This is a genomic window from Marinilabilia salmonicolor JCM 21150, assembly GCF_000259075.1.
In the GTDB taxonomy this organism is placed as follows: Bacteria; Bacteroidota; Bacteroidia; order Bacteroidales; family Marinilabiliaceae; genus Marinilabilia; species Marinilabilia salmonicolor.
Window position 1 is genome coordinate 336,166 of the sequence record NZ_AJKI01000002.1, and the last position, 24,725, is coordinate 360,890.

The window sequence follows — 24,725 nt, forward strand, 5'->3', positions numbered from 1 at the left end:
GTTGTCTCCTTCTGCCTAATCGTCTTCTGCCTGTAAGCTATTAACTTCCATCACCTTTTGGATACAAAATCCTGATTATTTACAACAAATTTAACAAGATTCTTGAAAATTAAGGCTTTTCACCATTCAAATCCCTCAATCCTTTCAATTGTTTTTCTTTTTTAACCTGTCTGAGTTTTTTGGCAGTATTGGTATAATACTTATGTCCTGCAATAAAATTAATCTGCTTTTTATTCCATTCACCCTGCGAAAGGCTTCCATTTAACTGCTGAACCTCATTGTAAAGGTTATTGGAAACCGGCAGAAAATCGGATCTACCCAGATAATCGAGGTCAGCATCTTTCAAAATAGCTTCCAGATGGTTTCGCGGTTCAGCTTCCGGCCTGGTAACATTTATTAGCTGACAAACTTCTTCTATTTGCTCGTCGAGAAACCCATACAACTGCATAACTTCCCGGGCCAGATCTATACTGTAATCTTCATGATGATCTTTCTCTACCAGAAATCCTGTGTCGTGGAAGAGGGCAGCAGTTTTAAGCAACAACATCTCCTCTTCTCCGATTCCCTCTCCCCGTCCGATAATTTCCACTTGAGTCACTACATCCACAGTATGCTTCATATTGTGATAGGTTAGTTCTTCAGGTAATTCATTCTCCAGTCGATTCAAGACCGCTTCTTCCATATCGGTAAACCGGATGTGCTGTAATCGAATCCTGAACAATTCATTGGGTTGCTTTCCTTCACCATCAAGCGACAACTCCGGAAGTATTCCTCTCACAAAATACATATCTGTCTCCCCTTTATACTTCACAGGCATTTTCCCCCTGTACTCTCCCACAAAAAATTCATTAACCAATTGCCATGTTGTCCCGGAAATATTGATTTCTCCGGCAATTCCTGACGACTCCATCCGGCTGGCAATATTTACAGTATCACCCCATATATCAAATGAAATTTTCTTCCGCCCTACCATGCCGGAGATGACCGGTCCGGTATGTATGCCAATACGAAGCTCCCAATACTCCTTATGCTCCAGCATTTTTACTTCGCGCAGTTGATTCATATAATTTTGCATTTCAATGGCTGCCAGAACAACTTCAATGGGGTTGGTGCTGTTCTTTACAGGCAACCCCCCTGCACACATATAAGCATCACCGATGGTTTTAATTTTTTCAATGCCATATTTCTCCACTATTGCATCAAAATGGAGGAAAAACTGATCAAGTTCATCAATCAGCATCTCCGGATTCAATTGTTCCACTATTCTTGTAAACCCTTGAATATCGGCAAACAAAACCGTTACTTTCTGATACTTTCTAGATTTCTTTTTAGGTCCCTGATGAGTATAAACGATAGAATCGGAATCATATTGTCCCTGGATGCGATGCGCTTTCTCCTTTACTTTCATTGCCAGTGCAACTCGTTCGGCGGTCAGAATCTCAACTCTGGTCTGAATATATCGACGAATCCAGAAAACCAATAAAATAATCATCAAAGCCCCAAGGGCCACCACAAACCACATATATGTCATCAGAAAGATTATCATTCAATATATTTTCAGGTAATTACGCATGAAAAAGAAACCGGTTTCTATTTATCCTGCTTCAATCAAAAATTAAAAACCGTATCTGCAACAATTTCAAACACGGCTTCGGAACAAATATACTTTAACAATTTACATAAACTGAAATATCATTTCAATAAACAGAAATACACCTTCCATATTTTTTTATCTTCCTGATTCTCATCGTAAAATTCAAACAGGCAATATTCGGCCGTCAAAAGGCGCGGGTTTCTATAAGTTTTTCCGGAAACAAGGAATAATAAAACACGCAAGCCGATTGCAATATAAAAAAAGTCCTCCAAATAGGACCATTAATCCACACTTTCATGCTATTCAAAAAAAAGCTTGAAAATCTTTAATGTTTCCAAAGACAAAAATAGTATCTTTAACCGTTGAATTTGAATCAAACCGACACATGGAAAGTTTAATGCACAGTATTCTGGTCCCTTACGACTTCACCGAAGTTACCTTTAATGCTGCGGCTCATGCTGTAAATCTTTCAAAAGTCCTGAATACCAATATCACATTATTGCATATTGTAAAAAAGGACTCTGAGATACAGGAAGCTGAAAAAAAGTTAAAGGAAGATGCTTCCAAAGTCGAAAAAAAGTTGGGAGTAAAACCTGAGATTCTTGTAAAAGAAGGAACAATCTTCAAAACCATCAACGAAGTCTCCGAAGAGCTGGAGAGTGCTCTTGTGGTCATGGGAACCCATGGGATGAAAGGAATGCAGAAATTGACCGGCAGTTGGGCCCTCAAAGTGATTGTCGGTTCCAGAGTTCCTTTTTTGGTTGTTCAGGAACCCCCTCAGAAGAACGATTATACAAAAATTGTCTTTCCGGTTGATTTCAAATCTGAAAATAAAGAAAAACTCCGTTGGGCAGAGTACATGTCGCGGTTTTTTAAAACCAAAGTATTTCTGTTCTCCTCTACCTCCAAAGATGGTGCGGTAGATGGACGAACCAAAGCCAATGTGGTATTTTGCAAGAATTTTCTTGAAGAAAAAAGCATTGACTATGAGCTGATTTTGTCAAAACACAAAGCATCCTTTTCTCAGGAAACTGTGGATTTTGCAAAAAACAATCAGGCCGATCTCATCATCATTATGACTACCCGCGATATTGCATTCCATGACTACGTTCTCGGAGCACAAGAACAATACATCATTGCCAATAGTGCTAAAGTTCCTGTGATGGTTATTAACCCTCGAACCGACCTTATGAAATACGGATATGGAGGAGGATTTTAAAATTTTAAGGTTATGATACTTCAATAAAGGCTGTCTCTCAATTTATGGGGCAGCCTTTTTCTATATAGGCTCAACGCCCCTGTTTTACAGACTCTATATACAATTCAATGAACAGATTTTAAAGAAGCCCCGAACCTCTCTATTTTTTTGTATTTTCGCACAAGAGAGTATTAACCTGATATCTTCAGGAATCATTGTGATGAGATGATCAAATATCAAGAAATTTAGGCAACCGCAAACAAAACTGATGAGTGGAAGAGTGAACTATTCCCAAATCAATTTTATCAAGGACGTTCACTTTTCGAAGGTCGTTGATCACCAGAGTAAATAATTTATGAATAAAACAGGTTAAGTAACAATACATCTATAAAACCGGATCATGGAACTTATTTTTGCCACAAACAATCAACATAAAGCACTAGAAATAAAGAGCCTTTTGGGCAAAAGCATGAACATTAAATCTCTGTCTGATCTGAATTTTACGGACGAAATTCCTGAAACCGGGAAAACACTCGAGGAAAATGCTCTGCAAAAAGCCCGGTTTGTTCATCAACGATGGGGCAAAAACTGCTTTGCTGATGACACCGGACTCGAGGTTGATACATTGAACGGCGCTCCCGGTGTTCTTTCAGCACGATATGCCGGAGAAGAAAAAAACAGTGCGGCAAACATTCGGAAATTGCTAAAAAAACTAGAAGGACAAAACAACCGGAAAGCAAGATTCAGAACCGTAATTGCCCTCATCATTGATGAAAAGGAGATGCTTTTCGAAGGGGTAGTGGAAGGTAGGATTCTTGAAAACCCGAAAGGAAAAGACGGATTTGGTTACGACCCTGTATTTAAACCCAACGAAGCGGATCTTTCTTTCGCTCAAATGCCCCTGGCTGAAAAAAACCTCATCAGCCATCGGGCAAGAGCCATGAAAAAACTAACTGATTTTCTTAACAATTACGCCGAAGACCTTTAATAGGAAAAAGATGATACGAGCTATATATTTTTTGTTGGTGAGTTTATTGTTGGTGTTTTCAACCAATGCCAGGAGCGCTGAACAATGGAAAACCTACTACTCCTACAAGAACTGCTTTGATGTGGTTGAGTCCGCTGATTTTTTCATTGGGGCAACACGGCTGGGGCTTATTTATTTCCACAAGGAAACCTCTTCGATAAGCATAAAAAACAAAAACAAGGGACTGTCCGACTCAGGCATATCCGCCATTATGGCAAGTCCTCATAATAATACAGTTTTGCTGGGTTATGAAAACGGAAACATAGATATTATATCGGACGGAAAAGTCTTCAATATTCCTGACCTGAAAATTGAAAATCTTTCAACCAGCAAACAAATAAATCATTTTCTCTCCTTTAACAACCGCGTGTTTGTAAGCACTGACTTTGGAATTCTGGAACTCGACCTGGAAAAGAGAGAAATTGCCACGACGCTGATAATCGGGGACGATGCCTCTTTTCTTAAGGTATCCAAAACGACCATAAAGGAAGATTCCATCTATGCGGCCACAGAAAAAGGGATGCTCGCAGCAAACATCAACTCCGGTGAATTGGCCTTTTACAGGAACTGGAAAAGAATCTCTCAATCTGATAACTCTTTTTGTGACGTAACATCCACTAAAAATGTAATTTTGGGAGTTCGCGGTGAAAAAGGAGCTACCTGCAACCTTATATCATTCTCTTCAGCCGGACAAACAACGATAGGAAGTTTTGGAAGATTCTACAACTTATTCTCCACCGCCGAAGAGATCTTCCTCGCCTCACGCGACAGAATAACCATCCTGGATGAATCACTCCAAATCACCACTCATATTGACTCAATCCGGATTACCCCGGGAGAATATCATCATCCTTCATTTCGAAAAGCATTGAAAGGAAGCAATAATCAACTCTGGCTTGCTGACTGGGAAGGAGGCCTGTACTTCCAAAAAAGTGAAAACCTATACGAACAATTATTGCCCGACGGGCCTGCAAGCAATAACATTTATGATGTTGTCAAAACAAAAGATGCCCTTTGGACCATACCGGGAGGTTTTGGTGCATTGTTCGAAAATATATGGCGTGCCCCTGAAGTTTCCATCCTGAACAACGGCCAGTGGACCATATTTAACCGAAGCAACACGAAGGAATTTGAATCCTCAAATTCCAGAGATCTTATCAACATATCTGTAAACCCGCAGAATCACAATAATGTTTTTATCGCTTCATGGGGAAACGGCTTTTATGAGTTTGACAAAAACGAAAATGGCACCTATTATCTGAAAAATCATTTTGTGGAAAACAACAGTGAGCTGCACAATTTCCCAACCACTCCGATGGACAGATATACCCGCGTATGGGCAATGGAATTTGATCAGAACGGATATATGTTTATTACCAACTCAGAAGTGGATGAACAAATAGTTGTTTACAACCCTGAGGACAGTGAATGGACCTATTACAACTATGGCACCCTCGCAACAGACTGGAACAAAACTGCAGATATTCTCATTGACGAATACCATCAGAAATGGGTTTACATTGTGCACGGTCCTGCAAGAGGACTGTTTGTCTTTGACGATAACAAAACGCCCATGAATGAATCGGATGACCGATACCGGGGCGTCATTGACCCCTCAACCGATCCGGATCCGAGAAATGCAGGGCTCATGGAGTTGTGGGACGAAAACGGCGAATCACTTACCAACTATGTTTACTGTTTTGCCAAAGATAAAAACGGCTACATATGGATTGGAACCGATCTTGGTGTGCTGGTGCAATATGATCCCGGAAATATCTTTAACAAAGAGAAACCGGTCTTTTCGAGAATAAAAGTGCCCCGCAATGATGGTACAGGATTGGCCGATTATTTGCTTGAAGGACAAAGGATCACTGCCATTGCTGATGACGGAGCTAACCGAAAATACATCGGCACCGAAGGTACAGGTCTTTACATTATTTCTGAAGATGGTTTGAAAACCGTTGAACACCACACCACCACCAACAGCCCTTTACCTTCTGACAATATCTCCAACATTTTTATTGACGAGGAAAGTGGTGAGGTTTTTATCGCGACCAACGAAGGACTTATCAGTTTATTGGGTGAGGCCACACAGGGCGAAAATAATTTCAGTGAAGTATATGTTTATCCCAATCCGGTGCGCCCCCAGCATGAAGGCAATATCACAATTACCGGATTGATGAACAGAACCACCGTTAAAATCACAGATACTGCCGGAAACCTGGTTTATGAAACCATCTCTCTTGGCGGCCAAGCCCTTTGGAATGGAAGAAACCTGAGAGGTGAAAAAGTTAAACCCGGAATTTATGTCGTTTTTCTAAGTACAGGGAATGGTTCCATGAGTGAATTCACTAAAATTGCTTTTGTCAGATAATTGTAAAACACAAAAAACTGAATGATGTCGAAACAAAAACTGGGTATTTTTAGTGGAATTTTAGTTTTTGCAGCAATCATTGTTGCGGTATTTTGGAATTTATACAGACATCAGTCTTACAATGAGGGCAACACTATTGACGCTGTACCCGCCGACGCTGCCATTCTGATAAAAATTAACGATACAGAATCCTTTGCCGGTTATCTAATCAACAAAATCGATTATAAGGAAGAACTCCTTGCTTTTGAAAGTCTTACGGAATTATATAAGATTCTTAACTACACCGATTCGGCAGCATTTTTTTCTGAAAAATCAGGAAAAGAATTATTGAATTCTCCGGTATATTTGTCGTATAGCAAAATCGGAAAAGAGACCATTGCTCCGGTTTTTCACTTTTCTGTGGTTCACAAAAGTCATCAAAGTCAGTTAAAAGGCTGGATCGACCAACGCCTGGCAGGAAAAAGAAATTATACCGGTTTTACCATCTATGAAGTTAAACCCAGCAATGATTCTGAACGCAATCTTTTTGCCACTTTCCAAAATGGAATCCTTTCTGTCAGCCCTTCTTCGTTACTGATTGAAGCCTCCATCCGACAACAACAATCAGGCATCTCACTTGCTGAAGATAAATCGTTTACTTCCCTTCAAAAAACCATCAGCAATAATGCCGACGGGTCTGTTTTTATCAATTTTGACAACCTTGCTGATTTTGCTGAGCCGTTCCTGTCTCCGGGAAATAAAGATATTGCTGCATTTATTGCAAAAGCCGCAAGATGGAGTGCTCTTGACTTCCATTTCAAAAAAGATGGCTTAATGATCAATGGCTTTCTGAGTCCTCGTCGGGACAGGGACTTTATCTCCCTGTTTTCAGGGGTAGAACCCCGGCGCTCAACTCTGGATCAGATCCTCCCGTCAGACACCAAAATTTTTACCGGATACAATTTTTCAGACAAACAACAATTCATTCGAAACTTTAAAAAGCATCTGTCAACCACTGATAAAGCGGGAAAAATTCAAACCCTGGATAAAGCTTTTGAAAATAAAACCGGCAAATCATATGTGGAATCCTTTTTTGAAGTTCTGGATGGTGAAATGGCTTTTGCCTGTTCCAATTACAATGCAAGCAATCCGAAAGAGGGACGTTTTATCGTTTTCCGCACCAAGGGACAATCAGCCACCCTTCCGGTTCTTACAAAATTCCAGAATTACCATAATGTTTCCTCACAACCAGTAAAGAAGTACCATGTGGATGAGTCCACATGGTTTCCCATATACAGTGGGTTTGAAGGAGAACTCAACAGCATGATCTGGTCTGAATTGTTTCCGGATTTACCCATGAAGTATTTTTCCTTTTACCGGAATTATCTGGTATTTGCAGAAAGTGAAAAAACACTGGAGTCGTTCCTATATAATAATGTACTCCACCGAACCCTTGAAAGTCATCCATACTATTCCTCCTTCACCGAGAACTTTTCTTATGAAGAAAATTTTCTGCTTTTTGCAGAAATTCCGCATATTTTCTCTTTTATAGGCAAAAATCTGAATGCTTCCAGATTTCACCCCACCAATGAACAACAAAAAATTCTTTTCAATTTTTACGCAGCAGGCCTTCAACTATCCAACAATTCAGGTCTGAGTTATACCACTATGTACGCCAAACATGCTCCCCATCGGGACAAAGAGCCCAGAACCATTTGGCAAAGCCGCATCGACTCAATGGTTTCCATAAAACCTGCACTTGTTGACAACCATTACACTCAGGAAAAAGAAATTATGGTTCAGGATGCCTCCAACAATCTGTACCTGATAAATAATATGGGGCGAATACTTTGGAAAAAACCACTGGACGGGCCTGTATTGAGCGAAATATATCAAATAGATTATTATCGAAACAACAAACTTCAATACCTGTTTAATACGCCGGACAAGCTCTATTTGCTGGATCGGAATGGAAATCACGTGGCCAAATACCCCTTTACACTTCCGGCTAAAGCTTCCTGCGGTTTATCGGTTTTTGATTACGATAACAACCGCGATTACCGGGTGTTTTTACCCTTAAACGACCGAAAGGTCTATCTTTTTGACAAAACCGGAGACCGGGTTTCAGGATGGAACATTCCTCAAACAGAGGGAATTGTTCGTCAGCCGGTTCAGTTTTATCGTAGCAGCGGAAAAGACTACATCATTTTTAGCGATAAATACCGCAATTACATCATGGATCGGAGGGGAAATCACCGGGTAACCCCTCAAAAGAGTTTTGTCCGTAATGAACAAAGTCCATTTTTTCTGGAATATCCCGATTCCGAAAAAACAGCTCTTGTAACCACTACAACGGATGGCAGCCTGGCTAAAATATTCCTGCCCTCGGGAAAAACAGTGGTTAATAACGCCACAAAAACAGAAAACCAAAGCCATTCAATGGTTCTGTTGCATCAAAACAATCCCAAATATGTGTTCATCACACCTCATCAATTAACGATTTACAACTCCGGAATGAAAAAAACGGAGGTAACAGAATTGGACAAAGAAATTCAAACCATCGGGGATGTTTACAAATTTTCGGCTTCCGACCATAAAATAGGACTGATAAGCAAAGATGCTTCCCGTATCTATTTATTCAATAGTGACGGAACCCTGTACAAAGGTTTTCCGTTAAAAGGAACATCCAGATTTTCCATCGGATTTCTTAAATCATCAGCATACAGATTTAATTTGATTACAGGAGGAGAAAACAATTACATCTACAATTACAGAGTGGAATAATCGTATCCTTCAGATTTTTATATATTTTTGCCCTGCCCATGTACCCGTAAATGAGTACAAAACCCAAAAAACAAAATCTATTACAAACAAAGATAATGCAGTATTCTTTTTTTGATTTTCTCTCGTTGGTAGGCTCTCTCGGATTGTTCCTCTATGGAATGAAAATGATGAGCGAAGCCCTTCAAAAAGTTGCCGGAAACAAAATGAGGGCTATTTTGTCGGCTATGACGTCCAACCGGGTACTTGGTATTCTTACCGGATTTCTGGTTACTGCCATGGTACAGTCTTCTTCGGCTACAACAGTAATGATTGTAAGCTTTGTAAACGCCGGCCTGATAACTCTGAAAGAATCCATTGGAGTGATAATGGGAGCCAACATCGGAACCACTGTAACAGGCTGGATTATTACATTGTTTGGATTCAAAGTGAAAATCAGTGCCTATTCCCTTCCCCTCATCGGGTTAGGTTTGCCTTTTATATTTTCAAAATCAGGAACTCGTCGCTCCTATGGCGAACTATTAATCGGATTCGCCCTCATCTTCATGGGGTTGGAGTACTTAAAGGAATCTGTACCCAACATACAGGAAAACCCGGAAATTCTAAGTTTCCTTCATAAATATACTGACAGTGGCTTCTTCACCACACTCTTATTCCTCGGTATCGGAACCTTATTAACCGTCATTGTCCAGTCATCGTCGGCCACCATGGCTCTGACCTTCGTCATGTGCAACGAAGGATGGATAGAATTCAGCCAGGCCGCGGCGATGGTGCTGGGAGAAAATATAGGGACAACCATAACGGCCAATATTGCATCTTCGGTAGGTAACATAAGTGCCAAGCGAGCTGCCCGTGTGCATTTGATATTTAATATGCTCGGTGTAGCATGGATGCTTGCACTATTCAACAACTACACCGGACTAATTGATACCATTATTACCCGTAACGGAGGAGCCTCCCCAAATGAAAACCCCGCAGCTATTCCAGTAGCACTCTCCATTTTTCACACATCTTTCAACATCATAAACGTTCTCATATTTGTTTGGTTTACTCCACTGATACAAAAGGTTGTGGAGTATATGGTACCCAACAGGACCAAGGATTCCGACGAAGAGTTCAGACTTAAATACATTACCACCGGAATGCTTTCCACTTCTGAATTATCTATTTTACAGGCCAAAAAGGAGGTGCAGTTTTATGCCAAACATACCACCAAAATGTTTGGTTTCGTGCGCAAGATGATGCATGAGGAAAAAGACAAGAAATTCAACAAACTCTTCTCAAAAGTTCAGAAATACGAAGGAATCAGTGATAACGTAGAAGTGGAAATTACCAACTACCTCACCCAGGTTTCACAATACAAACTAAGTGAACTTGGCCGTAAGCGATTACGAGCAATGCTTAAACTCGCAGGCGATCTGGAGAGCGTGGCTGACTGTAACTTCAACCTGGCACGCTCGGTGAACCGGATGAAAGAGAAAAATGTTAAGCTGAAAAAATCTGCCATGGAAAAACTGGAGCTTATGTTTAACCTGGCCGAAGAAGCGCTCTCCGTAATGCGTGAAAACCTTCAACAGGACGAACTGGTTGTTTCATTAACAAAGGCCAGACTCCTTGAAGATCAGATAAATAATTACCGGAATCAACTAAAAAGTGAGCATTTGGACAATCTGGCCAACAATGTATATTCTTACGAAGCCGGCATTATTTTTAATGATCTTTTCTCGGAATGTGAAAAACTGGCCGACTATGTCATTAATGTATCTGAAGCTCTGGAAGAGGTAGGCATGTAAAATATCACCAAAACTGATTCTTAAATGTCTGATAATTCAGGCTTAATATTCTCATAACATTACACACGTAGATTTGTACCATCAATAATAAAGAAAGTACAAATAAAAACATAAGTGTTATGAAAACATTCGTATTAAGCATTGCATTGGTGGCCTTTTCATTTATCAATACTTTTGCTATAACCGAAAACCCCGGTGAACCCGCTGTTGTCAATACCTGTATATCAGGAGTTGTTATTGACCAGAATACAGGGGAAGCTTTAACGGGAGTTGAAGTAAAACTAAATGGATCAGAGACTAAAACATATACCGACTTTGACGGTAAATTTGTTTTTGACCAGGTAAAACCAGGCAAATATTCTGTGGAAGCTAACATTATCTCCTACCAACCTGTTATCAGGTCTGTGAGTGTAAATACCAATGAATTGCATGCACTCAATCTGCAACTCAACAATGTTGGTGAAAAATAAAACGTAATCTGAAATAATTATTATTAGGGAAGACTGATGCAAGGTCTTCCCTTTTTTTCTGAAAAAGCACTCAAATGTTGCCCAAAATTAACTTTAATGTTAATATTGCATTAACGCAATTAGCAGGAACAAGTTGGGAGGCTTTTGATAACATTTTAAAGCAAAAGCCATGAAAAAGCTGATATTATTACTCATGATGGTAGTAACAGGTTCTCTGTTGCACGCTCAACTTGTTGAGAAAGAAGGAATATTCTACGATTTCAACGACAATCCTTACACCGGTACTTACATTGAATACTTTCCTGATGGGAATGTGCGTCTTGAAATGCAGGTGAAAGAAGGTGAAAAAAACGGAAAAACTACCTTTTATTTCGAAAATGGAGCCAAAAAAGAGGTTCGAAATTTCATCAACAATAAAATGGACGGCACCTGGATTACCTGGGATGAAAATGGAACCAAAGTCGCCGAAGCTCGCTACAACAATGGTAAAAAGCATGGAAAATGGTACATCTGGGATGAAAATGGAACACTTCGTTACGAAATGGAGTATAATGACGGCACCAAAACAGGAACCTGGTTCATCAGGGACGAAGATGGCAATTTAATCAGTCAAAAAGAGTTCTGATCATCTTTTTTAAAGGTACAAAACCCGGGCATTTTAGTTCGGGTTTTTTTAACTCCAAAACCGTCCTTATTTGGTTTAATTCCAAACTACTGCACAAATATAAACCCTCCTTAATTCTGTTGGTCTTAACTCTGTAATGAAGAATAAATAAACGTTCATCCGGATGCTTTCGGACTCCGGCAAACGGACCGATTTATGCGAACAGATAATTCATCCGTTTAAAAATTTGTAATTACCTGATAAAAAACTAATTAAAAATTTGAGAACGCATGGAACCGCTTCGCTCTCGCATAATATTTTTTAATCATATTCTTTGGTGATGTTATGCTTAAATAATATCATGCTCGTTTCATTGTTAAAGAATTAGGCTGAAGTTTAAAATAACGTTCTTTTGATATGAGATTGCTTCGTCTTGCTCGCAATAATGCTGTGCTACCGGTTTAATGCGGGTTGGGTTTTAATCACTCAAAACCCCGAAGATCCGGGAGATTACAATCTGAAATAGTTTATTTAAACCAACTATAAATTAGATTATTGGGTGGCAAAGAGTCTGTTCTATTTTATATATTTATGATTTAAAATATGAGGATTATCGCATATTTTAAATGAAACGAGCATGGCAATAATTGCCCCAAAAGAACATGTATAAATTTTTGCATGCGAGTTCCATCCGACCTTAATAAATAAAATTTAAACGGATAAATATAAGATTCAACTCTGCCCCTTCAAAAAAGTAAAATCAAAGTCAATTATAAGGAGGATAGTATGAAAAGAAGAGATTTTTTGATAAAAGGAGCCGGTCTGAGTCTGGCGGGAGCTTTGATGCCTGGTTTTGGCGGATTAAATGCAGTAGGATTGCCGGCAGAAGAAGGAAATTACGATTTGGTTGCTGTACGTGGAGGAGAAGCCGTTGATATGTTTGAAAAAGCAATGGACGCTCTTGGCGGCATGAGCAAATTTGTAAAAAGCGGACAAAAAGTACTTGTTAAGCCCAATATCGGATGGGACGTCCCTCCGGAGCGAGCGGGGAACACCAACCCCGACCTGATCCACAGAATTGTGAAAAGTTGTTTGGATGCAGGGGCATCAGAAGTCGTAGTCTTCGACCATACCTGCGACCAGTGGGATCGCTGCTATCGAAACAGCGGATTGGAAGATGCCGCCCGGAATGCCGGAGCCAAGGTTGTACCCGGAAACAACGAATCTTTCTATAAGGAAGTATCTGTGCCGGGAGGAGTAAAGCTAAAAAACACCAAAGTACACCGTGATTTAATGGATGCAGATGTATTTATCAATGTTCCTATCCTCAAACATCATGGTTCCACAACGGTATCCCTCGCTATGAAAAACCTGATGGGAGTGGTCTGGGATCGTGGATTCTATCATGGGAACGACCTGAGTCAATGCATTGCAGATTTCCTGACTTACCGTAAGCCTGATCTCAATATTATTGACGGCTATCGCATGATGACCAGAAACGGTCCGCGAGGTGTTTCTGTTTCGGACGTAGCTGATTTAAAAGCTTTGATTGCCGGCGAAGACATTGTAGCGGTGGATGCTGCAGCCACATTGATGTTTGGCGAAAAGCCTGAAAACATTAAGCATATCCGCCTGGCCAACGAAATGGGACTCGGGACAATGAACCTTCAAAACCTCTCCATAAAACGTGTAAAAATGGCTTAGACCGTCGAAAAAGGTTGAAAACGTTCATAGCCTCTACCCTATTTCCGGTTTCCGGCAATGATCCGGAAGCCGGTTTATTATTTAATAAAAAAAGGGGTTTCTGCTTTGTTAAATAATTTTCCAATAAGCAGTTGAGGATACCAACTGTGAATATCACACGGCCCGGAAAAATTAATTTTTATTGAACATGAATTTATACAGACTCTTACGAAAAAGCAGGATTTTTCTAGCTTCAATGGTTTTAATATTCACCTTCGTCCTGTTCATCGACCTGTATGAGTGGATTCCCAACGAAACATTTGACGCCATCCTGTACCTCCAGTTTGTACCATCGTTTTTACATTTTATCACGGTATTTTCCATTACCACCGCAGGTGGATTTTTAGTGGTATTACTGTTGACGTTTCTCACCGGTCGTCTCTACTGCTCGGTCATTTGCCCACTGGGAATTTTGCAGGATGTAATAAATAAAATTGCCCGTTGGAAATCCAAAAAGAAACGGTTTTTCAAACACAAAAAACCGCATCCGGTTTTGCGGTACACATTCCTTGGCATCATGGTATTGGCCATGATTTTTGGAGCCGGTTGGATTGTAACCTGGCTCGACCCATACAGCATCGCCGGAAGGACTTTCACCTACCTTTTCAAACCCCTGACAGTTTGGCTCAACAATGGAGTGATAGCACCTGTTCTTCAAAACTTTGAAATCTATTCGGTCTATCACGTAAACTTAATGATGCCTTACCTGATTCCGGTAATTTTATCGTTCGCCACCATTGCTGCCATCGGATATTTTTCCTGGAAACGCGGTCGTTTATTCTGCAACACCATTTGTCCGGTAGGTACCTTGTTGGGAATAGCTTCAAAATTTAGTTTTCTTAAAGTACAGTTCGATTCCTCTACCTGCACCCGTTGCGGGAAATGTGCCGGTGTTTGCAAAAGCGAATGCATTGATATCCGAAACTATTCGGTTGATCACAGTCGCTGTGTTACCTGCTTCAACTGCCTGGATATTTGTCCGGAATTGGCACTTTCACTGCGCCCCGCGACTCATAAAAATCAAAATCCGGTCGATTTTAAAGAAGCAACCATGCCAAAAGAAGAAAAGCAACAAGCTACCGACAACAACCGGCGTAAATTATTGGTTACCGGATTGGCATTATTAACCGGAAGTCGTATTTATGCATTGAAGAAAAACAAACTTCCGGATAATCAGAAAGACCTATTGCTCAATAATAAGGAATACCCTGTAACACCTCCGGGTGCAGGAAATATAAAACGTTTCAACGATATTTGCACTGGATGCTCTCTATGTGTAGCTGCTTGTCCTACAGGAGTTTTACAGCCCTCTCTGACACATTACGGGCTGAACGGTTTCATGCAGCCTCACATGGATTATGCCACGTATTTTTGCAATTTCGATTGTAACAAATGTGGAGAAGTTTGCCCTACAGGGGCCATTTTACCACTTCCTCTGGAAGAAAAACAGGTAACTCAAATGGGGAAAGCAGTTTTTGTAAAACAAAACTGTGTGGTTTATACCGACGAAACGGTATGTGGAGCCTGCTCGGAACATTGTCCCACGAAAGCAGTAACAATGGTTCCATACAAAAATGGCCTGCGTATTCCGGAAGTTGACCAGTCCATTTGCATCGGCTGTGGGGCCTGTGAATACCCCTGCCCTGTTCCACAACCCTACAAAGCCATTTATGTAAATGGTAACGCCCAACAACAACTTGCTGATAAACCCGACTTAGGCGAAAAACAGGAAGTCGATCACGAAGAGGACTTTCCTTTTTGATAAGCCGACTAAAAATAAAGAAAATGCAAAGGGTCGATTAATCGGCCCTTTCTTGTATTATAATTACTTGAAAAAGTATTGTTTTGGGTTGCTCACAATGAACCTATCTACAAGTTTTTAGCAGGTTGGAGGAGGTTGATTTCTGACCTTGCCGAAAATCAACCCCCTCAAAATCCTGCAATGCCTCATCATTTAATGCATCCAGCCTGAATTACCCAACCGATGCAACCATTTAAGCATTACATTGTTGACTATATAGTTGAATGTTGAACCATAAAAATTTTTGTTATGAGTACACACAAATCATCAGCTATATGGAAAGGAAATCTTGCAAAAGGTAAGGGTACCATGAATGTGGGCGAAGGTGCCTGGCAAGGAAATTTTTCAGCAAAATCGCGTTTCGAAGGAAGTAAAGACGGAACAAGTCCTGAAGAATTAATTGCTGCTGCGCATGCCGGATGTTTTTCAATGGCCTTCTCGCACGCATTGTCAGAATCGGGACATGAACCCGAAAGTGTGGAAACAAAAGCAGAAGCCACCATCGAAAAAGGAGCAGACGGTTTCAGTATCACAAAAATTCATCTTACCACAGAAGGGAAAGTTCCCGGAATAGAAAAAGACGAATTCTTAAAAATTGCAGAGGAAGCCAAGGAAAACTGTCCTGTTTCAAAAGCACTCAAACAGGGCGTGGCCATTTCGCTTGATGCATCTTTGCTTTAAAAAATATACCCCTTCACCGGGATTTGTTAAGGCTGCCAGAATTCTGGCAGCCTTTTTTTATTAACCTCATCATATTTTGCAAAAAATACAAATTCAGAGTTCAGGTCGATTTTGAAACAATTTGTTATCCGCACTTGACCTTCCATTCTACTCTTTGTAAATTAAAAACTTTGAATTCAGATACTTAAAAACTTGAATTATGGCTATTAAAAAAGTTTGGATGGAAGAGGGTTGCACTTCCTGCAACCTTTGCGTTGACATTTGCCCTGAGGTATTCGACCTGCCCGATGATGTGGCTATTGTTAAAGAAGGCGTAAATTATGATGATTATGCCGAAGAGATTAAAGAAGCAGCCGAAAGTTGTCCGGTAGAAGTCATAAAATTTGAGGAGGGTTAAAACCCTGATTTTATATTGTAATCTGAAAATTATTAATCTTCTAAAATTTTTTTACTATGAAAATGGTTAAAGTAATTGAAGTAATTGCTTCATCTGACAAGGGTTTCACAGAAGCAACACAAAACGCTATTGCGGAAGCTTCTAAGACTGTGAAAAACATTAAATCAATTTACATCGAAAACATGAATGCCAATGTAGAAAACAACCAGATCGTTTCCTATGCCGTTAATGCTAAAATATCCTTCGAGATAGACTAGCTCAGTTGATTTCTAAATCTTTGTATTCCGGTTAACCACGGAATGTCCCTGATGGGATGTTTGCTGAAGGTTACCCGGTTTTTTATAAACACCGAATCCGGTATCTTTGCAAAACACAAATTAATCAGGTGAACAGCGTGCAATTCAATCCTTCAAAAATTAACCTTCCGGTAAACGAGGTGATACCGGAAATCCGAAAACACCTTCAAAAAGGCAATACACTCATTGTTAGTGCTCCACCGGGTGCAGGAAAAAGTACCCTTCTGCCTTTAGCTCTAATGAATGAACCGTGGCTTGAAGGGAAAAAAATCATCATGTTGGAGCCCCGCCGTCTTGCGGCCCGTAGCATTGCCATACGTATGGCTTCATTGCTCAATGAAGAAGTTGGACAAAGTGTTGGATACCGGATAAGGTTTGATAACCGGGTAACAAAATCCACTCGTATTGAGGTGGTCACAGAAGGTATTCTCACCCGTATGCTCCAAAGCGACAATGCCCTGGAAAATGTGGGTATGGTCATTTTTGATGAATTTCACGAACGCAGCATTTTTGCTGATATCGCCCTGGTTCTCACACGCCAAAGCCAGGAGGTCCTGCGTCCCGATTTACGGCTAATGGTTATGTCAGCCACGTTAAATTTACCGCATCTGTCAGAAATGCTCGAAGCACCGGTTGTGGAAAGCCGGGGACGGCAGTATCCGGTAGAGATAACCCACACAGGCAATCGTGATGTGATGGTTATTGCTGAAAATGTGGCAGCGGGTGTTTCCAGAGCTGCAAAAAACGATAAAGGAGATATACTTGCATTTCTTCCCGGAGAAGGTGAAATACGAAAATGCGAAGAGATTCTGAAACGGACCCTGGAAAATATTTCCATTCATCCGCTTTACGGTCAGTTACCCCAAAAAGCACAGCTGGCTGCCATTTTGCCCAATACGCATGGCAAACGGAAGGTGGTATTGGCCACTTCCATCGCGGAAACCAGTCTCACCATCGAAGGCGTTTCGGTGGTGGTGGATTCCGGCTATGGACGTACCCTTCAATTTGACCCCGGAACCGGACTTTCACGCCTGACCACCATAGAAATCACGCTCGATGCAGCCAATCAGAGAGCAGGACGGGCAGGACGGCTCGGCCCCGGAAAATGTTATCGCCTCTGGACCCTGGCCGATGAACACCGAATGCAGGAACACAGGGTACCGGAAATTGAAACTTCTGATTTGGCCTCCATGGTTCTCGACCTGGCGGTTTGGGGAATAACCGATGCCTATTCTCTAAACTGGCCCACTCCGCCGCCCAAATCTCACGTGGATGAAGCATTGGAGACACTCCATCTGCTGGAGGCACTCGAAAACAATCAGATAACTCCACATGGGAAAGAGATGGCCACTCTTCCCTGTCATCCACGAATCGCACACATGCTGCTTATGGCCAATGCTTCAGGACACCTGTCACTCGCCGCCGACCTGGCAGCCATACTGGAAGAACGCGATCCCATGCCCCGGGAAACGGGAATTGATATTAATCTCAGAGTGGAGGAACTGCGGCGTCAGCGGCGGGAGAAACGAAACAACAAACGGTGGAACCAAATTATAAAAGTAGCCGAATACTATCACCGGATGTTCAACAGAAATCCTGAAAATGAATCGTTTGACCCGTTCTATACCGGTTTGTTACTGGTTCACGCATATCCCGAACGCATTGCATCGGCGCGGCCGGGAAACGAAGCCCGTTTTCAACTCTCCAACGGGAGCTATGCCATTGCCTCACATAAAGATGATTTGGCCCACGAACCCTGGCTATCGGTGGCCCACATGGATGCACGTCAGGGAATGGGTAAAATTTTTCTGGCGGCACCTCTAAATCCTGCTGACCTGAAACCATTAATTAAAACATCTGAAACCATTACCTGGGACACACGGAAAGGAGGCCTCATAGCAACCCGGGATTTACGTATTGGGAGTCTGGTGTTGCAATCAAAACCCCTAAATTCGCCGGACCCGGATAAAGTTATGAACGCAATTTGCGAGGCCATCGTCAAAGAGGGTGAAAACCTACTGGATTTTAACGATGAAATAGAACAATGGCAAAACCGAATAATCAGTCTTAAAACCTGGCGTCCGGAAGAAGACTGGCCGGATGTTACCACCTCCTCACTGTTAAAAACCTGCAAGGAATGGCTAACCCCATATTTAGGCAGCATCAGACGCAACGAAGACCTCAAAAAAATTGATTTACTCAATGCCCTGCATTATCATCTCCCTCCAAACAAACAAACTGACCTGGAACGCCTGGCTCCATCCCGGATAACGGTTCCAAGCGGCTCCAAAATAAAAATAATTTATCAGCCTGATGCATCGGCTCCGGTATTGGCTGTTCGTCTGCAGGAGATGTTCGGAATGGCCGATACTCCTACCGTCAACGAAGGTAAAAAAGCTGTATTGCTACATTTGCTCTCTCCCGGTTTCAAGCCTGTACAGGTAACTGCCGACCTGCGCAGTTTCTGGAACAACACTTATTTTGAAGTAAAGAAGGAGCTCAAAAACCGTTATCCAAAACATGTATGGCCCGAAGACCCATGGAAAGAGGAAGCAATAAGGGGAACAAAAAGGAAGAGGAAATAATTAATTTCAACCAGTCAACACGCAGTTTAAACAATTATTCAGGCATTCCGTTACTTATTTAATTGTATTGGGTTAATACAGAACGTATACACCTTTACACCTTAAACCAACACATTATGCAAGGGAATGACCAAAACAACTACATTACACAGTTGCTGGAAGACTGCAACAATGGAGACGAGAAAGCCTACAACCAACTTTTCTCTCTTGTTTACGGGCAGCTGAAAAAAGTGGCCCACAACATCAAATTCAACCGTTCGGAATTTGATACGTTAAACACAACGGCCCTAGTTCATGAAGCCTATATTAAACTGGCAGGAAATGACGCACTGCAATGGGAAAGCCGCGGCCATTTTTACAGTATTGCCTCCAAGGCTATCAGACATATTCTGGCTGATTATGCACGAAAAAAACTTGCCAAAAAGCGGGACCATCAACCTGTAGAAATTCCAAACCAGTTCAATATCAATCTAAATCAGGAAGCGGCTGAAGACATCGAAGCCCTGGAGATGGCGCTGAAAAAACTGGAGGAATACAACAAAACAGTCCTTAAAATTGTAGAATGCAGATTTTTTGGAGGTATGAACATCGAAGAAACCTCACAGGCCCTGAACATTTCACCTTCGTCGGTAAAAAGAAGCTGGGCCCTGGGGAAAATCTGGTTGCATCAGAAAATTAAACAAATTCAGACTCCCCAAAAAATCGAATACTCAGCATAACTCCAGCTTCAATATGGACATTATTAGTGACGAAATATGGCCAATTATTGAACCATATATCGATGAAGATATTGCTTCCTCAGAGAATATTGAGGATACCCTTCGGGAACTCAAAGATAAATATCCCCAATACTACAAAGAACTCAAAGCTTTACTGGAGAGGCGCGATTTGGCAACCAGTTACTTTTCACGGCTAAGCGAAAGCATCAGAAATTCGATATCTGAAAAAGTATATCCGGTAGGTTACCAAATAGGCGTCTATGAAATCATCGAACTGATTTCGGGTGGAGGAATGTCGCACGTTTACAGAGCCCGGCGAACCGATGGCGAATATGAGCAACAGGTGGCCATTAAAGTACTGAAAGAGAGTCTGTATAATGAGCCGTTGAAAGAACAATTCCGTCGGGAGAAACAAATCCTGGCCGATTTGAATCATCCGCACATTGCATCCATTTATGATAGCGGGTTAACCGAAGAAGGACGCCCCTATTTTATCATGGAGTTTATCGAAGGTTTGCCCATTACAGATTACTGCAATCAACACAACCTAAGTATTGACAACCGGTTAGAGTTATTCATTGATGTTTGCCAGGCTGTAAATTATGCTCATCAAAACCTTATAATTCATAAAGACCTTAAGCCTGGTAATATATTTATCGACAAAAACGGATTTCTAAAATTAATGGATTTCGGAATATCCCGGATTTCTGAAGAAGTTGAACCAAACAAAGAATCACTCCAGGCTTATACACCACGGTATGCTTCACCAGAGCAAAAAAACAATGGCAAAGTAACCACCTTGTCAGATGTTTACCAACTGGGATTGTTGCTATGCAATTTACTCACAGGAATCCACTGGCAGGATATTACAAATAACTTTAAACACCCGTCAGTTGCTGCAATTTTTGAAACGTATCCTGGAAATGATGTTAAAACAATATTAGCACATCGGGGGCTCGAAAACACAAAGCAACTCTCCGACATATTAAAGGGAGATTTACAGGCCCTCCTTACAACTTCTCTCCGCGAAAAACCGGCAGAAAGATATCGCACGGTTCAGGAACTCCAAACCGACGTTGAGAATTACTTCAACAACCAACCTTTAAAAGCAAGAGGACTTCATTTTAATTACCTGCTGTCGAAATTCGTAAAAAGGAATCGTACACTTTTACAAATTGCTTCCTTCTTTTTGATTGTCATCACAGGATTAATGGCAAACTATACAATAGCCATCACCCAACAAAAAAACAGAGCCCGTGAAAATGCCCGCAAAGCAGAACTTCAGGCCAGCAAAGCTCAAAATGTAACCGATTATCTCAAAAGTGTGTTTTCGCTGGGAGACCCTTATGTAAATTCTGCCAATGACATAACAGTGGATGAAATGCTTGACAAAGGCTATAATAGACTTACAAATGCCATTCACATTGATCCCGATATCAAAGCAGAAATACTTCTGACCATGTCAACCGTTTTTATGGAGAACGGAAGTTTTGATAAGGCCCTGCAAGCTCTAAAAAATGCCCATCATCTGAAAGACTCTCTGAAACCGGATAATCATCATGACCTAAGCGATATCTACTCGAATTATGCTTCCTTTTACCGAAAAAGGAGTCAGTTAGATACAGCATTCTATTTTATCGACAAGGCTCTTAAAATAGACAGCATCAACGCCCAAACACATCCAGTCGATTTAACTTATGACCTGGAAATTCTTGGAAACTTACACGCCTTGAAAACGGATTACCAACAGGCTGTTCCCATATACAAGGAAGTCCTTCGCAGGATGAATGAAGAAAACGATTTCCGGAAAGAGATAAAAATAGCGGGTGTTGAATCAACTCTTGGAGAAATTTATCACAGGTTGAGCGATTATTCGAATTCCAAAAAATATTTACTTCGCTCCTATAAGGTACACGCCTCAATGAAAGACTCAACCAATGAATATTTAATTAATGACCTGTCAAAAATTGCACTCCTGTATCTGGATTTGGAAAAACTCGATTCGGCTGAGTATTTCATGAACCAATGCATCAAAAAAACCAAACAAACATCTGGCGACAGTGCCATAAACCTGGTTCACAGATACTATACAGCATCAAGTATTCAGAAAAAGAAAAATAACTTTGGAAAAAGTATTTCCTACGCCGAAGCCGCTTACGAAATATCTTTAAGAGAGTATGGTAAAAATCATATATGGACCGCCTTCAGATTAAATACCATAGGCTTAACCTATGCCTACTTCGGTATGCATCAAAAAGCAGAAAAATATTACAAACAAGGATTGAAGATAAAAGAAAAGCATTACCCGCAATATGTCAAATCTATTATCACCTCGAAATACAATCTGGCCGATGCCTATCTAAAACAGGGAAAGGCGGAGCTGGCCACGAGCATTTTTCAGAAGGTATATGAAACAGAGAAAAATATTCTTCCCGAAGGACATCCCAATATTGCATTTACCCTGACACGTTTGGGCCGCAGCCTGATGGATGCTGGAAAACCGAATGAGGCTTATCCGCACATCGAAAAAGCTTATGCCATCATCGATGAAAAATTTGACTCAATTCATTCCCGTCGCGGCGACTGTGCTACTTTACTTGCCGAATATTATTTAAAGATGCAGAAGTGGACTCTTGCCAACAAATTTGCCACAGAGGGAATGACCATTTTTAATAGTCTGCATGGCAAAGACCATTGGAAATATGAGTACACTTCTGCACTGAAATTACTGGCTCAAAGTCCAAAAAAGAATTCAAACCTTACAAAACAGTTAACCGGGTTATTTCAATCGCTCAACATCCGTCAATATCCCAACCAATATTTTATTAACCAGTTGCAGAAACTGGCGGGAGAAAAGGGTTTTGAACTTAGGCTAAAATCTTCTATAAATTAATGATGAGAAACCGCCCGCCCGAATCAGCCATTAAAAGTGACAACCCCGGGAGGCGGGTGAAAATCCTTTGGAGGTATAAGGTTCTTTCTCAAAACCGGTAAGTATATTGCAACCTGGCCATATTCTCTGAAAATCGCATATTCTCTGTTTCATTTTTGGTGACTTTTAACATAAGAGAAAAAGCATGTCCGGAAGGCAACTGATATCCTGAATTGAAATGAAACCCAAGAATGTATCCGGCTGATGCCCCGTCCACTTCATTTCTACTGTAATTGGTTCGGAAATTCGTTGTCAGTTTGTCATCAAAAAAGCCCTTCCCCACCGCCAGGGTTATTCCGTATCTGCGAATTTGGCTAAGAGCTGTATTGAGCCGGGTAAGATTCAGTCCGGTTTTGGTTTTGAAATAATTGTCCCGATTTCGAAATGAATAATTTAGATTGCCGGTATAGGTGTTTGTTTCACTCATATCGCTGGTAAAGTCATTGTAATCGGTAAGCCCCTGGCTGTTGGCAAAAAAGGTTATCTGATGGGTTTTGTTCTCCTTTCGGAACGTCAACCTTGGAATGATGGATATATTGCGATTGACCATGGCTATTTTGGTTGTATCATTTAAATCCAGCAGAGCTGCACTCTGGTCCATTTGGTAGTTCGAGTATTGCAATGAAAGCCCAAATGCGCCGTGCGTGTTCCAATTAAAATTGGCCGACCCAATCTGACGATGAGTGGTGACAGCCTTGGTATTTTTGACGTTGTCGTTTTCCAGCCCCAGTGAACCGGATATACTCACCCGCCCCTGGAACAACCGCAGCGAAGGCGCTATGGTGTATTGCTCCTTGTCACCGGTAATGTAATAGAGTCCCATGGATGAAAATCCGGGCTGTATTCGTTTATAGGTCCCTTTAATACTGAAACCCTTTAACTGAAGGTGTAATGATGTGTGTCCGGCATAAGAAAACCGGCTTGAATGTCGGGGCTGGAATAGTGAAGCAATAACCCCGGGAATATATTCTTCGCCATCCTCAGTGGCTCTTGAATACAGGTTTCTGGTATAAGCACTACCGGCAGTATGAAGTTCCCAGCTCAACGCATTAGACAATTGTAATCGTCCTGAAATGCCTAGTACAAGGTTTTCAGAAGGTAAAACCGCTAAGTCTTCGGACGATTGAAGCGATGTGGTATCATCACTTGCCTTAAACAAAATCAAATCAAGAAAACTGGAGGAAGTTCCATATCCCAGCTTGACCCCATAGCCCATTCGCTTGAAGGAAGGCATGTGAAAACTGCTGTACTGTCCATCCAATTGTTGCTGCTTTTCCCTCAAACGACCATACATTATCCCAAACCTGAATTTGCCAGGTGTAAGTTCAATACCCCCACCCAGAAATGTATGATTATTCAGAGTATAGGGTGAAAATGACATACTGGAATACCCCAGATGGAGCTGTATCCATTTATACCTCGGTGACAACCCAAACTGCTGAAAGGGATTTCCGGAGTTGAACTGTTGATTGGCATACGACACATTGAAAGGAACCTGCCATCCGTATAGGGACAAAACCGCACTGCCCATCAGACTAAAAGCATAAGGGTCCTGACGGTTGTAACTTAGGCTGGTATTGTAATACCCCGTTTGGAGCGAAAGGGACCCACTTAAATCTACCGGGTCGGCCTCACCTACCTGTTCTAAGTCCTGCCCGGAAAGGGAGTGTGATGAGAGCAAAACAAAAATTATGATGATTTTATATCGCATAGTATGTTAAGTTAAAATTTAGCAGCTGTATTGCGCTGCA

At 41.3% G+C, this 24,725-nt stretch carries 17 protein-coding genes; 15 read left to right on the forward strand and 2 right to left on the reverse strand.

What is annotated here, in order from left to right:
- Positions 1–109: 109 nt before the first annotated feature.
- Positions 110–1,546, reverse strand: coding sequence for an adenylate/guanylate cyclase domain-containing protein (locus tag W7W_RS0102125; protein WP_010662213.1), 1,437 nt, complete (start codon positions 1,544–1,546; stop codon positions 110–112).
- A gap of 433 nt (positions 1,547–1,979) precedes the next feature.
- On the opposite strand from W7W_RS0102125, the gene W7W_RS0102135 reads away from it, so the two are divergent.
- From W7W_RS0102135 to W7W_RS0102215, 15 genes are all read left to right on the forward strand, one after another.
- Complete coding sequence (locus tag W7W_RS0102135; RefSeq protein WP_036162644.1) at positions 1,980–2,813, forward strand: universal stress protein; 834 nt, start codon at positions 1,980–1,982, stop codon at positions 2,811–2,813.
- 379 nt (positions 2,814–3,192) lie between these two features.
- A complete protein-coding gene (locus tag W7W_RS0102140) occupies positions 3,193–3,780 on the forward strand; it encodes a non-canonical purine NTP diphosphatase (RefSeq protein ID WP_010662215.1) in 588 nt (195 codons plus the stop codon).
- A gap of 10 nt (positions 3,781–3,790) precedes the next feature.
- Complete coding sequence (gene porZ, locus W7W_RS0102145; RefSeq protein ID WP_010662216.1) at positions 3,791–6,193, forward strand: type IX secretion system anionic LPS delivery protein PorZ; 2,403 nt, start codon at positions 3,791–3,793, stop codon at positions 6,191–6,193.
- Positions 6,194–6,217: 24 nt separating this feature from the next.
- Positions 6,218–8,956, forward strand: a complete 2,739-nt coding sequence (locus tag W7W_RS0102150; protein WP_025006678.1) for a DUF3352 domain-containing protein — start codon at positions 6,218–6,220, stop codon at positions 8,954–8,956.
- A 95-nt stretch (positions 8,957–9,051) separates the two neighbouring features.
- The gene (locus W7W_RS0102155) at positions 9,052–10,746 is read left to right on the forward strand and encodes a Na/Pi cotransporter family protein (RefSeq protein ID WP_010662218.1); all 1,695 of its coding nucleotides are present in this window, start codon (positions 9,052–9,054) and stop codon (positions 10,744–10,746) included.
- 119 nt (positions 10,747–10,865) lie between these two features.
- Positions 10,866–11,216 carry a beta-sandwich domain-containing protein gene (locus W7W_RS0102160; RefSeq protein WP_010662219.1) on the forward strand — a complete coding sequence of 117 codons (351 nt, stop codon included), beginning with the start codon at positions 10,866–10,868 and terminating at the stop codon, positions 11,214–11,216.
- A 169-nt stretch (positions 11,217–11,385) separates the two neighbouring features.
- Positions 11,386–11,841: a toxin-antitoxin system YwqK family antitoxin gene (locus W7W_RS0102170; protein WP_010662220.1), complete on the forward strand. Its 456-nt coding sequence runs from the start codon at positions 11,386–11,388 to the stop codon at positions 11,839–11,841.
- Positions 11,842–12,606: 765 nt separating this feature from the next.
- Positions 12,607–13,524: a DUF362 domain-containing protein gene (locus tag W7W_RS0102175; protein WP_010662221.1), complete on the forward strand. Its 918-nt coding sequence runs from the start codon at positions 12,607–12,609 to the stop codon at positions 13,522–13,524.
- A gap of 187 nt (positions 13,525–13,711) precedes the next feature.
- A complete protein-coding gene (locus tag W7W_RS0102180; RefSeq protein WP_025006677.1) occupies positions 13,712–15,325 on the forward strand; it encodes a 4Fe-4S binding protein in 1,614 nt (537 codons plus the stop codon).
- Positions 15,326–15,613: 288 nt separating this feature from the next.
- Positions 15,614–16,045, forward strand: coding sequence for an OsmC family protein (locus W7W_RS0102185; protein WP_010662223.1), 432 nt, complete (start codon positions 15,614–15,616; stop codon positions 16,043–16,045).
- A 199-nt stretch (positions 16,046–16,244) separates the two neighbouring features.
- Positions 16,245–16,442, forward strand: coding sequence for a ferredoxin (locus W7W_RS0102195; protein WP_010662224.1), 198 nt, complete (start codon positions 16,245–16,247; stop codon positions 16,440–16,442).
- 56 nt (positions 16,443–16,498) lie between these two features.
- Positions 16,499–16,699 (forward strand): dodecin family protein, encoded by a 201-nt coding sequence (locus W7W_RS0102200; RefSeq protein WP_010662225.1) that lies wholly within the window; start codon positions 16,499–16,501, stop codon positions 16,697–16,699.
- Positions 16,700–16,827: 128 nt separating this feature from the next.
- Positions 16,828–19,323, forward strand: a complete 2,496-nt coding sequence (hrpB, locus tag W7W_RS0102205) for an ATP-dependent helicase HrpB (protein ID WP_234408340.1) — start codon at positions 16,828–16,830, stop codon at positions 19,321–19,323.
- Positions 19,324–19,439: 116 nt separating this feature from the next.
- Positions 19,440–20,042 carry an ECF-type sigma factor gene (locus W7W_RS0102210; protein ID WP_010662227.1) on the forward strand — a complete coding sequence of 201 codons (603 nt, stop codon included), beginning with the start codon at positions 19,440–19,442 and terminating at the stop codon, positions 20,040–20,042.
- A 13-nt stretch (positions 20,043–20,055) separates the two neighbouring features.
- Complete coding sequence (locus tag W7W_RS0102215; RefSeq protein WP_010662228.1) at positions 20,056–22,935, forward strand: serine/threonine-protein kinase; 2,880 nt, start codon at positions 20,056–20,058, stop codon at positions 22,933–22,935.
- Between the two features lie 88 nt (positions 22,936–23,023).
- On the opposite strand, the gene W7W_RS0102220 is transcribed toward W7W_RS0102215, so the two are convergent.
- The gene (locus tag W7W_RS0102220; protein WP_029510240.1) at positions 23,024–24,685 is read right to left on the reverse strand and encodes a hypothetical protein; all 1,662 of its coding nucleotides are present in this window, start codon (positions 24,683–24,685) and stop codon (positions 23,024–23,026) included.
- Positions 24,686–24,725: the final 40 nt, after the last annotated feature.

Coding starts and splice junctions, on each gene's coding strand:
- W7W_RS0102140 (WP_010662215.1), top strand. CDS start 3,193: ATGGAACTTATTTTTGCCACAAACAATCAACATAAAGCACTAGAAATA.
- W7W_RS0102215 (WP_010662228.1), top strand. CDS start 20,056: ATGGACATTATTAGTGACGAAATATGGCCAATTATTGAACCATATATC.
- W7W_RS0102170 (WP_010662220.1), top strand. CDS start 11,386: ATGAAAAAGCTGATATTATTACTCATGATGGTAGTAACAGGTTCTCTG.
- W7W_RS0102155 (WP_010662218.1), top strand. CDS start 9,052: ATGCAGTATTCTTTTTTTGATTTTCTCTCGTTGGTAGGCTCTCTCGGA.
- W7W_RS0102200 (WP_010662225.1), top strand. CDS start 16,499: ATGAAAATGGTTAAAGTAATTGAAGTAATTGCTTCATCTGACAAGGGT.
- W7W_RS0102220 (WP_029510240.1), bottom strand. CDS start 24,685: ATGCGATATAAAATCATCATAATTTTTGTTTTGCTCTCATCACACTCC.
- W7W_RS0102160 (WP_010662219.1), top strand. CDS start 10,866: ATGAAAACATTCGTATTAAGCATTGCATTGGTGGCCTTTTCATTTATC.
- W7W_RS0102150 (WP_025006678.1), top strand. CDS start 6,218: ATGTCGAAACAAAAACTGGGTATTTTTAGTGGAATTTTAGTTTTTGCA.
- W7W_RS0102125 (WP_010662213.1), bottom strand. CDS start 1,546: ATGATAATCTTTCTGATGACATATATGTGGTTTGTGGTGGCCCTTGGG.
- W7W_RS0102210 (WP_010662227.1), top strand. CDS start 19,440: ATGCAAGGGAATGACCAAAACAACTACATTACACAGTTGCTGGAAGAC.
- porZ (WP_010662216.1), top strand. CDS start 3,791: ATGATACGAGCTATATATTTTTTGTTGGTGAGTTTATTGTTGGTGTTT.
- W7W_RS0102195 (WP_010662224.1), top strand. CDS start 16,245: ATGGCTATTAAAAAAGTTTGGATGGAAGAGGGTTGCACTTCCTGCAAC.
- W7W_RS0102185 (WP_010662223.1), top strand. CDS start 15,614: ATGAGTACACACAAATCATCAGCTATATGGAAAGGAAATCTTGCAAAA.
- W7W_RS0102135 (WP_036162644.1), top strand. CDS start 1,980: ATGGAAAGTTTAATGCACAGTATTCTGGTCCCTTACGACTTCACCGAA.
- W7W_RS0102175 (WP_010662221.1), top strand. CDS start 12,607: ATGAAAAGAAGAGATTTTTTGATAAAAGGAGCCGGTCTGAGTCTGGCG.
- W7W_RS0102180 (WP_025006677.1), top strand. CDS start 13,712: ATGAATTTATACAGACTCTTACGAAAAAGCAGGATTTTTCTAGCTTCA.